The sequence below is a fragment of the Nocardia sp. NPDC003999 genome (genome assembly GCF_053604885.1).
Genome location: NZ_JBSGIB010000003.1, coordinates 147,954 through 159,985 on the forward strand (window position 1 = coordinate 147,954; position 12,032 = coordinate 159,985).

5 protein-coding genes are annotated in these 12,032 nt (G+C 70.0%); 3 read left to right on the forward strand and 2 right to left on the reverse strand.

What is annotated here, in order from left to right:
- Positions 1-168: 168 nt before the first annotated feature.
- The 3 genes from ACWESM_RS08260 to ACWESM_RS08270 are packed head-to-tail and all read left to right on the forward strand — an operon-like array spanning position 169 to position 8,689.
- Positions 169-6,570 carry a type I polyketide synthase gene (locus ACWESM_RS08260; RefSeq protein WP_452491177.1) on the forward strand — a complete coding sequence of 2,134 codons (6,402 nt, stop codon included), beginning with the start codon at positions 169-171 and terminating at the stop codon, positions 6,568-6,570.
- Positions 6,571-6,598: 28 nt separating this feature from the next.
- Positions 6,599-7,996: a condensation domain-containing protein gene (locus ACWESM_RS08265; protein ID WP_452491178.1), complete on the forward strand. Its 1,398-nt coding sequence runs from the start codon at positions 6,599-6,601 to the stop codon at positions 7,994-7,996.
- 9 nt (positions 7,997-8,005) lie between these two features.
- Positions 8,006-8,689, forward strand: a complete 684-nt coding sequence (locus ACWESM_RS08270; RefSeq protein WP_412805699.1) for a hypothetical protein — start codon at positions 8,006-8,008, stop codon at positions 8,687-8,689.
- A gap of 15 nt (positions 8,690-8,704) precedes the next feature.
- Here the strand turns inward: ACWESM_RS08270 and ACWESM_RS08275 are convergent, their stop codons facing one another.
- A complete protein-coding gene (locus tag ACWESM_RS08275; protein WP_355070957.1) occupies positions 8,705-10,813 on the reverse strand; it encodes an MMPL family transporter in 2,109 nt (702 codons plus the stop codon).
- On the reverse strand, positions 10,810-12,009 hold the full coding sequence (locus ACWESM_RS08280) for a peptide synthetase (protein WP_452491179.1): 1,200 nt from the start codon (positions 12,007-12,009) through the stop codon (positions 10,810-10,812). The genes ACWESM_RS08275 and ACWESM_RS08280 overlap by 4 nt, the downstream gene beginning before the upstream one ends.
- Positions 12,010-12,032 lie beyond the last annotated feature (23 nt).

A 12,032-nucleotide genomic window follows, 5' to 3' on the forward strand; every position in this document is an offset into this window, starting at 1 on the left:
TCGAGATGCCACAACTCGGTTCGCAAGCGGATTGTGAAGTCTCCCTGAGCCCACGACGGCCGGTGTGGCGGCCGTTACGCTGGGCCGGACGCCAAGTGTGCACAGGCTGATTCGTGAATCGCCGGAAAAAGAATGGCGATCGAACTGGATCCGACCCGGAGGATGTGCATGTCGGATATTGCAATTGTCGGCATCGGCTGCAGGTTTGCAGGGGGCATCGACTCGCCCGAAACATTTTGGGAATTCGTCCTGGACAAACGGGACGGCGTGGTCGAAATGCCGGCCGATCGCTGGGATTACCGCCGCTACTACGATCCGGAACCGCGTACGCCGGGGCGCAGCTACACCAAGCGCGCGGCGTTCATGACGATCGACCCGTGGGAATTCGACCCGGACTTCTTCGGCATCTCCCCTCGCGAGGCGACCGTGCTCGATCCGCAACAGCGGCTGATGCTCGAGGTGACCTGGGAGGCGCTCGACGACGCCGGGATCGCGCGACGCGCGGCGGGCGGCTCGATCGGCGTCTACGTCGGCGGATTCGTGGTGGACCAGTCGGTGATCGGCGTGGTCGGCCCGGCTCTGTTCCACACCGACATGCACACCCCGGCCAGTGCGTCCTACACCATGCTGTCCAACCGGATCGCCTACGCGCTCAATCTGGTCGGACCCGCGCTCACGGTCGATACCGCGTGCTCGTCGTCGCTGGTCGCGTTTCATCTCGCCTGCCAGGCGCTGGAGAGCGGCGACTGCGAGGTGGCGCTCGCGGGCGGCGTGAACGTGATGCTGCAACCGGAGACCTTCGTCCTGATGTGCAAGGGTGGTTTCCTGGCCGCGGACGGCCGCTGCAAGTCCTTCGACGCCTCGGCCGACGGTTACGGGCGGGGCGAGGGCGCGGGCATGGTGGCGCTGAAGAAGCTCGACGACGCGGTCCGCGACGGCGACCGGATCTACGCGGTGGTGAAGGCGACCGGTTCGAATCAGGACGGCCGCACCACCGCGATCACCGTGCCCAGCGCCGAAGCCCAAGAGGCACTGGCGCGTTCGGTGTGCGGCCGCGCTGGCCTCGCGCCGGAGACGATCACCTACGTCGAGGCGCACGGCACCGGCACGCTGGTCGGCGATCCGGTCGAGTTGCGCGCGCTCGGCCGAGTGTTCGGCGCGCCCGCGGGGCGCACGGGCTCACTGGGCGTCGGCTCCGTGAAGTCGACACTCGGGCACACCGAGGCCGCGGCCGGTATCGCGAGCGTGATCAAGGCGGCGCTGGCGATCCGGCATCGCACCATCCCGCCGCAGGGCTGGCTGGACCAACCCAATCCGGACATCCCGTTCGACGAGTTGGGATTGCACGTCCAACTCGAGGCGGAGCCGCTGCCCGCCGACGCCGAGCCGATGACGGTCGCGGTCAACGGTTTCGGCTACGGCGGCACCAACGCCCACACCATCCTGCAGGAGTTCCGGCCGACGGCCGCTGAACCTGTCTCGCCCCCGCGGCACTTCGGCGTCCTGCCGATCTCGGCGCGCAGCACCGGCGCGGCGCGGGCGCTGGCCGGTCGATTCGGCGATCTGATCGCCGCGGGCGCCGACCCGGAACAATTGGCCGAGGCCGCCTGGACGCGCATGGCGCACCATCAGTACCGCACGGGCGTGCTCCTCGACGACACCGCCGACCTCGTCCGCGATCTGCGCTCGTTCGCCGCGGGCGAGGGCCGCGACGCCGCGCGGACGATCGTGGCGCGCACGGCCGAACCGGTGTTCGTGTTCTCCGGCATGGGTCCGCAGTGGTGGGGGATGGCACGCGAATCGCTCCGCAGCCGAGGTGTCTTCGCCGACACGGCCGAGGCGGTCGACGCCGAGTTCCGTTCGATCGCGGGCTGGTCGATCATCGAGGAGCTGCTGCGGCCCGAGCAGGAGTCCAGGGTCACCAGCACCGAGGTGGCGCAGCCGGCCAACTTCCTCGTGCAGGTGGCGCTGGCGCGGGAGCTGGCCGAGTACGGCATCCGGCCCGCGGCCGTGGTCGGGCACAGCGTGGGCGAGGTGTCGGCGGCCTACGTGAGCGGCATGCTGTCGCTGCGTGACGCGGTGCTGGTGGCCTACCACCGGGCCCGGTTGCAGGCGACGACCGCCGGATCGGGTGGCATGCTCGCGGTCGGGATGTCGCCCGAGCAGGCTCGCGAACTCGTCGGCGACGACCAGCGGGTGGATGTCGCCGCGATCAACAGTGCGAGTTCGCTGACCTTGTCCGGTGACGTCGACCGCCTCGACGAGATCGCCGAAAAGCTCACCGAAGACGGCATTTTCGCGCGCAGACTTCGCGTCGAGGTGCCGTACCACAGCCGGTTGATGGACCCCATCCTGGATGAACTGCGCGCGGCGCTGGCCGGGCTCACGCCGATGACGCCGACCGTGCCGCTGTACTCCTCGGTCACCGGCGAACAAGTTGTCGGCCCCGACTGGGACGCGGAGTACTGGTGCGCGAATGTGCGGCAGCCCGTCCGGTTCGCGGACGCGGTCGCGAAGCTGATCGGCGCGGACAGCCGGGTCTTCCTGGAGGTCGGCCCGCACCCGGTGCTCTCGGGCAACATCCGCGAAGCGCTGCTCGGCGCGGACGTCAACGGCACGACCGTGCCGACGCTGGATCGCAAGCAGCCGGATTCGGTGAGCATCCGCCGCACCCTCATCGGCCTCTACGGCGCGGGCGTGCTCGACCTGGACGAGCTGTTCCCGGCGCAGGCCACTCCGCACGTGCCGCTGCCGCGCTATCCGTGGCAACGGACCCGGCTGCACGCGGCGCTGCCGCTGTTCGAGCAGGCCCGGTTGGGCACCCCCGGCGCCTACGCCATGCTCGGTGATCCCGACGTCGAGGGCAGGCCGGACTGGCTGCTACAGGTCGGCACCGAGTTGCTGCCGTGGCTGGCCGATCATGTGGTGAACGGCGTCAAGATCATGCCGGGCGCGGCGTACCTGGATGCCGCCCTGAGCGCGACGGCCGCCCGTCTGGGCGTGGAACGCGTCGCGCTGGAACAGGTTCGGTTCGTGGCCCCGCTGATCATGGGCGCGCCGGACGTGCCGCTGGTGGCGCTCACCGTCGAGGAGGCCAGCGGCCGGTTCATGATCCGATCGCGCTCGGCGACCGGGACGGCCTGGACGGTGCACGCGTTCGGCCGCACGCTGACCGGCAGCCACAAGCCGACGAAGGTCACGGTGCCCACCCTGGACGTCGGTCTCGACATCGACCCGCGGATGTTCTACAGCGGTCTGGCCGCGGCAGGACTGCAGTACGGACCGGCCTTCCGTCGCGTCACCTCCGTGCGCGTCGGCGCGGACGTGGTGGTGGCCACCGTCGACGGCGCCATCGCCGCGGATTCCGGACATCTCGCCCATCCCGCGGTGGTCGACGCCGCGATGCAGTCGGCGGCCCTGCTGTTCGCCGACGCCAGGATCGACGAGGGCACGCTGGTGCCGGTCGGTGTCGCGGCGGTGCGGCTGGTCGCGCCGCTGCCCGAGCGGATCACCGTGGTCGCGCGCCGCGATCCCCGGGCCCGGCTGCGCGCCGAGGTGGATCTGCTGGACGACGAAGGCAGCCTCGTGATGCGGTTGAGCGGCCTGCAGATCGGTGCGCTCGCGCCGGGCCAGGATCCGCTGCACCGGATGGTCGACTTCTACTACGCCGAGACGCTCGAACCGCGCGATGCCCTCGATCCCGCCGCGCTGCCGCGGGATTCGGTGTCCACGGTGATCGTCGCGCTGGGCGGCGACTGCCGAAGGGCGGGGCAGCTGGCCGCCGCGATCCCGGGCTCCCGGCTCTACGTGGCCGGGGTGGCGAGCCGCGAACTCGCCGCCGATCTGGCCGCGACCCTGGCCGCCGCCAAGGCGGAAGGCGCCGACCGGCTGCACGTCTGCGTGGTCGCGGGTGCCGTCGAGGACGATGTCGCCGATCTGTGGACACTGGAGCGGATCGCGGTCGCTCTCGACGAGTTCGTCCACCCGGAGGCCACCGAACAGGGGCCCCAGAGCGTCTTCGGTGACGGCTGGTGCCATGCCACGCTGGTGACCGAGGGCGCGTTCGCGCTGCCGGACAGCCCGATCCCGCCGAACTCGAATCATGCCGCGCTGGCCGGTGCGCGCCGGGTGCTGCTCAACGAGCAATCGGCGCTGCGCTGGCGGCTGATCGACGTGGAACCCGGCACCGAGATCGGCGAACTGCTCGGAGAAATGGCCGTGCCCGGCGCGTTCTGGAACGACAACCTCGACGAGGTGGTGCTGCGCGCGGGCACGCGCTGGGCCCCGCTGGTGACCAAGCCGCTGCAGGCGCGCCTGGACGCCCTCGACACCGCCGAACCCATGACCGACCCGGAAGCCAACTTCGCGCTGGACTTGCCCCGGACCCGCTTGCTGTCGGCGTTGGCGTGGCGGCAGTGCCCGCGGCCCCATCCCGGACCGGGGCAGGTCGAGGTGCGGATGAAGATCATCGGCCTGAACTACAAGGATCCGCTCAAGGTCATCGGCCTGCTCGGTGAGCGCGAGTTGGCGCCCACCTATTTCGGCACCGTGCCCGGAATGGAGGGCGTCGGCGAGGTGGTGCGGGTCGGCGAGGAGATCACCGACCTCGCGGTGGGCGATCTGGTCGCGGTCGCCGCCAAGGGCATGATGCGGCGCTACGTCGTCGTCGACCGGCAACTGACCATCCCGCTGCCCGCCGACGCCGATCCCGCCTACTGCACCAGCACCATCGCCTTCGGCACGGCCGAGTACGCGCTGCTGGATCTGGCCCGGCTGGAACCGGGGGAGACGGTGCTGATCCACGGCGCCGCGGGCGGCGTCGGCACGGCCGCGATCCAGGTTGCCAAGGATCGTGGGGCACGCATCATCGGCACCGCCGGTACCGACCAGCGCCGCGCCCACGTGCTCGCCCTCGGTGCCGATCACGCGATCGACTCGCGCTCGCTCAACTTCGTCGACGACGTGCTCGAGCTGACCGGCGGCAAGGGCGTCGAGGTGGTGCTCAGCAGCGCGCCGGGTGAGATCCTGCGCCAGAACTTCAACGCCGTCGGGGAATTCGGGCGCATCGTAGAGGTCGGCAAGGCCGACATCTACACCGGCGGCCTGCTGGAGATGTCCAACTTCGACAAGAACCTGGCGTACTTCTCGATGGATCTGGACCGCCTGGTCGCCGTCGACGCGCAGCGGCTGGCTCGTTTGTTGCAGCGGGTCTACGAGAAGGTGCTCGCGGGCACCTACAAACCATTGCCCTACCGGCTGTTCGAGACCGACGAGGTGGCCAGGGCGTTCGAGGAGACCATCCGCTCGACCGGTCTGTCCCGGATCGCGCTGCGCCTGGATTCACCCGCCCCGGCGGTGCGGCCTTACCTACCGGATCTCGAGATCCGCAGCGCGGCGACCTATTTGGTCACCGGCGGATTCGGCGGGTTCGGGATGGCCATCGGGCGCTGGCTGGTGTTGCGCGGGGCGCGGCGGCTGGTACTGCTCGGCCGCGGCGGCGCGAGTACGGAGGAGGCACGCCGCCAGCTCGAGGCGTGGCGCACCGTAGGCGTCGAGGTGATCGAGGAGCGGGCCGACGTCACCGACCCGGAGGCGGTCGCCGCGATCGTCGCGCGGTCCCACGGCGCCGAGCACCCGCTGCGCGGAGTGTTCCACGCGGCGGGCGCGGTGGCCGACAATCGCCTGGACGCGATGCGATTCGAGGAATTGGACAAGGTATATCGCCCGAAGGTGCACGGTGCCCGGGTACTGCATCGAGCCGTGGCCGACGCCGGGATCGGGTTGGACATGTTCGTGCTGTGCTCCTCGGGCGGCTCGATGTACGGCATCTACGGGCAGTACAACTACTGCGCGGCCAATGTGGCGGTGGAGTCGCTGGCCGAGGAATGGTCCCGGGCCGGCGAGCGGGCGCTGTGCGTCGGCTGGGGTCACCTGTCGGGCGCGACGGGCGGCATGGCCGCCGACGAGACGGCCCTGAAGTACCTCGATCTGGTCGGCTTCGATCCGATCGACATGGCCGACGCCACCGCCTATCTCGAGCAGACACTGCGCTTGGGCGTGGCCCGCGCGGCGATCATCCCGACCGACTGGGCCAAGCTGACCGGCACCTTCCCGCAGCTGACCCGCACGGGCCGCACCACCGCGCTCGCGCAGGCCTCCGCCAAGGACACCTCCGAGCTGGCTCGGCTGCGCGCGGAGGTGGCCGCGATCGAAGAGGGCAAGCGCGGGGCCTTCGTCGCCCGCAAGATGGCCGAGGAACTCGCCGTCGTCATGGGCGTGCCGGTCGAGTCCATCGACATGACCGTTCCGGTGCCAGAACTCGGGCTGGATTCGCTGATGGCGGTGGAACTCGGCGCGCGGGTCACCAAGACCCTCGGTATCGACCTGATGTCACTGCAGATGGGCCGTTCGTTCAGCCTGGAGCAGGCCGGACCGAAGGTGGCGGAACTGATCCTGGCCGCCGATTCCGGTCAGGCGCAGCCGGTCACGGATCCGGTCGCGCCGACCGCTTCGAATGACGCTGCGGCCGAGCGCGTTCCGGCGCTGATGACGGCTGGGGCCAGGCCGTGACCGACCGCCGTCGAAACGAGGTGTCCCCGTGGTCCGTTTCGGGCTGATCGATGAATGGGAGCCGGGGCCGGGCCGGCTGGTCGGCTGGGCGGCGTCGCCGGAGTCGGTGGCGCGCGCCCGCCGGGCGCCGGTGCACCCGGCTCCGCCCTCGCACCAGCAGGAGCAGTATCTGCGGCTCGCCGATCGGCACGCCGACGCGGATTTCCGGTACTCGGGCCTGTGCCTGGTGACCGCGGAGATCCCGACCGGCGGCCTCGACCTGGCCGCGATGACGCGGGCGATCAACGCGTTCCTGTTGCGCCACGACACCTTCCGAACCTGGTTTCGAGTCGACGCCGCCGGTGCGATCGAGCGTCACCTGGTGCCCGCGGAGGACGTCGATTTCGTGCCGGTCGACTACGGCCACGTGGACGAGGCAAGGGCGATCCGCGATCACGTCCAGAAGACGACGCCGGGGCCCTTCGACTGGGACTGCTTCACCTTCGGGACGATCGAACGCGAGGATTCCACGACGGTCTACCTGGCGGTCGATCATCTGCACACCGACGGATTCGGCCAGTACCTGTCCGGGTTAGACCTCGCGCTGCTGTATCTGCGCGAGGTGTGGGAGGACGTCGGCATGCTGCATCCCGCGGCCAGCTATCTCGACTACTGCACCGCCGAACGGGAGTACACCGGCCGGATGACGCTCGCCTCGCCCGGCGTCCAGAAGTGGCTGGAGCTCATTCGCGGGAACGACGGCGAACTGCCCTCCTTCCCATTGGATCTGGGCAGGCGGACCGATGTGTACAACCGCAGTGCGCACCGCACGGTCACGCTGTTCGACGAGCACACCGCGCTACGGTTCGAGCGGGTCTGCCGTGACAACGGCGCGGAATTCGTCGGCGGCATCTTCGCCGCGGCGGCGCTGGCCGAGCGCGAGCTCATCGACAGCGACTATTACTTCGGCATGACACCGGTCAGCACCCGCGGTTCCGCCGCCGAACGCGCGTCGGTCGGCTGGTATGTGACGTTGCTGCCGGTGGCCTTTCCGATCGCGCCGACCACCACCTTCGCCCGGGCCGCGGCCATCGCGCAGCACGCCTACGAGAACGGCCTGCGCCTGGCTCCCACCTCGTTCCAGCGCGTGGTGGAACTGTTGCCCGCCGACTCCGATCTCGACCTGGAACCGGGCTGGTCCACGCCGATGATCTCCTACGTCGACGCCCGAGAACTGCTCGGCAACGAGGTGTTCGACCTGGCGTCGTGCGGGTTGTACGCCAATCGCGCCGCGTCCGAACAGGTGCTGATCTGGATCAACCGGCTCGCGTCGGAGACCACGCTGAGCGTCATCTACCCGGACACGCCGGTGGCGCACGGTTCCGTCGAGCGCTACGTGGCCACCCTCGAAGCGGTGTTCGCGGCGGCGGCCGAGGACACAGTGTGAGGAGGACATGTGCGCACCGCTTTTCGTGACCCGGGGATACCCGACGGAGAGAAGTCCGTCTACACCGTCAGCGTGACCGATCGGCCGCCGAAGCTCGATCTGATCAGCGTGGTATCGCACGACGGCGACGGTTACCGCTCGATGCTCGAGGTCGGCCTCGGACCCGCGAATTTTGCGATGACCATCGAGCAGCGATTCCAGCGCTCCGGAGATCGGTTGTCGGCCGAGCGCTATCGCGCCGAGACACGTTCGGGCACCACGGTCGTCAGCCGCGAGGAGGCCAACTTCGTCGGCACCACCCATCTTCAGTTCGGCGGCGGGATCGCGCCGTTTCCGGCCAACGTGATGCCGCTCGCCGGCGGCCTGACGCTGCTGCGCGGCCTGGACTTCGCCGAGGGCGCCGAAGAGTGCGTCGACCTGTGGCTCGCCTTCTCGGTGCACATCCCGCTCGGGGCGAAAGTGGAGCAGCGCACCGTCGTCGACGTACCCGCCGGTCGCATCACCAGCTGGCAGGTACGGCTGCGGCCGCGGCTCACGGGGCTGAACACGATGGTGGAAAAGGTGATCGGCGGGTTCCTGCCACCCGCGGTGGCCCACTTCGACGCGGTCGCCCCGCACCGACTGGTCCGGATGAGTTTCCCGACCGGGCCGATGCCGTGGGATCCACGCGGCCTGCTCGAACTGGTCGCTTAGCACCGCTGGATTCCGTCAGGCCGCGGACGTGCGTTCCCGGATGCGGGCGACGGTGGCCGGGATGATGCGGCGGCGCGGTGACCACCAGTTGGCCGGGCCCATCAGCTGGACCAGCGCGGGCACCAAGAGCATGCGGACGAGGGTGGCGTCCACGACGAGTGCGATGATCATGCCCAGACCGAGGAAGCGCATCGGGGTCAGCGGGGAGAGGGTGAACGCCCCGGTGACGATCACCAGCAAGGTTGCCGCGGCGGTGATCACGCGCGCGGTCTTGATGGTGCCCGCGCGCACCGACGCCGCGGTGTCGGCGCCCGCGTCGTGCGCTTCGACCATGCGGGAGAGCAGGAACACCTCGTAGTCGGTGGACAGGCCGAAGACGACCGCGATGATCAGCACGAGCATGCCCGCGGTGATCGGGCCGGTGCTCACGCCGAGTACGCCGGACAGATGCCCGCCGCAAAAGATCCAGGTGAGCACGCCGAAGGTCGCGGCGAGGCTCAGGAAGGCGAGGGCGACGGCTTTGAGCGGCAGGACGACCGAGCGGAACGCGGTCGACAGCAGCACCAACGTCGCGCCGACCATTACGAGGATCATCCACGGCATCCCGGCGACGATGGACCGCACGCTGTCCACGGTGGCCGCGGTGTCGCCGCCGACCCACAGTGCGGTGCCGTCCGGCGGCGTCAGGGCACGGATGCCGCGCACCGAGGCGCTCGCCGCTTCGGTGCGGTCGGTATCGCGCAGGAACGCGTGGAAGACGACGAAATCCTCGGCGCGACCCACCTGGACGACCTGCCGCACACCGTCGACCTTGCCCAGTGCCGCCGCGACGGCATCAACCGCGGCCGCCTGCGGCGGCCCGTTCGTGCCGTGCAGCACGGCGGTGGCTCCGCTGCCCGCCGCGGGAAACTGCGCGGTGAGCTCTTCGATGGTGACGCGCATGGCGTTGTCCGGGGGCAACGCGTGGTGGTCGATGTCGCCCAGCCGCAGCCCGGCCAACGGCGCCGCGAAGACCAGCAGGACGGCGCCGACGACCACGGTCACCAGCCCCGGCCGCCGCAGCACGCGGTCGACCAGGCCGCCCCAGAACCGGTCGGTGCGATCGATCGCGCGCGCGGTGCCGATGCGCGCGCCGAACAGGGCGAGCAGGGCGGGCAGCACGGTGAGCGAGAGTCCGGCGGCCAGGGCGACCGCGGTGATCGCGCCGATGCCGAGCGAGCGCAGCACCGCCTGCGGGAAGACGAACGTACCCGCGAACGCGCAAACCAGCAGCAGTGCCGAGAACGCGATGGTGCGTCCCGCGGTCGAGTAGGTGCGGGTGATCGCGGCGCGCACGTCGTGCCCCTCGGCGACCTCCTCGCGGAATCGGGTGACCAGGAACAGCCCGTAGTCGATGGCCATCCCGAGGCCGAGCAGGGAGGCGATGTTCACCGCGAACGTGCTCACCTCGGTGAGTTCGGCGAGCACGCGGATGGCGCCCAGCGCGCCGAGCACGGTCAGGCCGCCGACCACGACCGGGAAGGACGCGGCGACCAGACCGCCGAACACCAGCACCAGGATGAGCAGCGTCAGCGGAAGCGAGAGCGCTTCCGCCCGGACCAGATCGTGCTGGGACTGCGCGTTGATCTCCGTGGAGACCGCGCTGTAGCCGGACAGATCGGCCGGAACACCCGGAACGCGAAGCAGCGGTTCGATGTCGGGATACACGGCGACACGCTGGTTGGCGTCACCGGCGAGATAGACCACGGCGAGCGCGTGCCGTCCGTCCGCCGCGCGCAGGAACTGCTTTCGCGCGAACCCAGCGTTCCAATAGGTTTCGATCGGCCGTTGCAGCATCGCCGGATCGATCCGCGCCAGCGCCTCCTGCACCAAGGGGCCGATGTCGTCGAGCGTCTGTCCCTCCGGAGCGGTGTAGCGCACGACCACGTCGGGATTCTGCGGTCCGAAGTGCTCGCTCACGAGTTGATCCACGTGCGCGGACTCGCTGCCGGGATCGATGAACCCGGCAGCGGTGACCTTGTCCGACGCTCCGATGCCCAGGAGGCCGGACAGCAGCATCACCCCGGTCACGACGGCGAGCACCATCCGTGGCCGGGCGAGGACGACCCGGGCGATGGCGGTCATGCCACGGCCGCATCGTGCGGCGCGAGCTCGGCCTCGAGCCGCGCGGTGATCTTGTCCAGCAGCGCCTCCAGCCGGGGCTCGATGCCCGCGCCGTTGCGGCAGGAGACGGTCAGCTCCAGCTTCCCGCGCGATTCGACCATGGCGAACAGCAGCGGCATCGCGCCGCTGTGCTGCGGCAGCAACCGCATGGAGGTCGGTGTCCAGCCGGGCACGGCCATCTCGTCGAGATCGCAGGCGCCCATATAGGAGACGGTGGCCGACACCATGTTCCGGTTCAGCCGTGCCCCCAGCCAGTTGCTCCCGCGCAGCGCCGTGCGAATGACGGCGTCCGGGAACTTCGACAGCTTGCCGTTGTCCAATTCGTTCAGTTCGCGTTTCTCCCGCAGACCGACCCGCATCCGCTCCCTGACCGTCTCCCAGTCTTCGCCTGGCGCCACGTCGAGAAACAGGGGCAGCGCCAGGTTCGCGGTGGACCGCAAGCCGGGATCGTGCCTGCGCAGATCGACCGGAATCATGAAGCGCGACTTCGTCTCCGACTCTTCGGCCAGGATCGCCGCCACGCGCGCGACGATGCCCCTGCCGGTCGCCTCGATCGTGCGGTGGCGCAGCAGCCAGCGCGGGGCCGCCGGATCCTGGCGGCCGCGTCCGGACGGCGCCTGGAATGTGGGCAGCACCAAAGTCGGTCTGCCCGCAGCGCCGACCCGCGCGACGAGTTCGGCGTCCGCGACCGGGTCGGGAGCGCCGAGCGGACGCTGTCCCCGCAGGGCGCGGAATACGTCGTCCACCCACATGCGCATGCCCATGCCGTCCATCACGCCGTGGAAGGCGCGGAACAGCACGGTGGTTTGCGCACCCGTGAGCAGCAGCACCTCGGTGGTGCGGTCCGGCGTGGGACCGATCGGGCTGTCGAGCACCGCGTCGTGCTCCAGTGCGTCGTAGTTCAGCGACCATCCAGGCACTACGCGCACGGTGGCGGCCAGACCGCTGTCCACCCAGTCGCGGCCGTCGCGGACGAGGCGGGTGCCGGGAGCGGCCGCCGAGGCCACGTCGACGGCGGCCTGCACGGCGGCCGGATCAAGGCTGCCCTCGCCGTGGACGGCGATGTGCATCACGAACGGCGGAGTGACCTGTCGCGTGGAGAAATAGAGGCGTTCGGTGGGGGTGATCTTCCTGCGGAAGACGGGGGCGTTGCTCATGCTGGTCTCCGGTAACGGGGAAG

Bases quoted from the DNA above. Each gene is read 5' to 3' on its own strand.
- ACWESM_RS08280 (WP_452491179.1), bottom strand. From the start codon at position 12,009: ATGAGCAACGCCCCCGTCTTCCGCAGGAAGATCACCCCCACCGAACGC.
- ACWESM_RS08275 (WP_355070957.1), bottom strand. From the start codon at position 10,813: ATGACCGCCATCGCCCGGGTCGTCCTCGCCCGGCCACGGATGGTGCTC.
- ACWESM_RS08260 (WP_452491177.1), top strand. From the start codon at position 169: ATGTCGGATATTGCAATTGTCGGCATCGGCTGCAGGTTTGCAGGGGGC.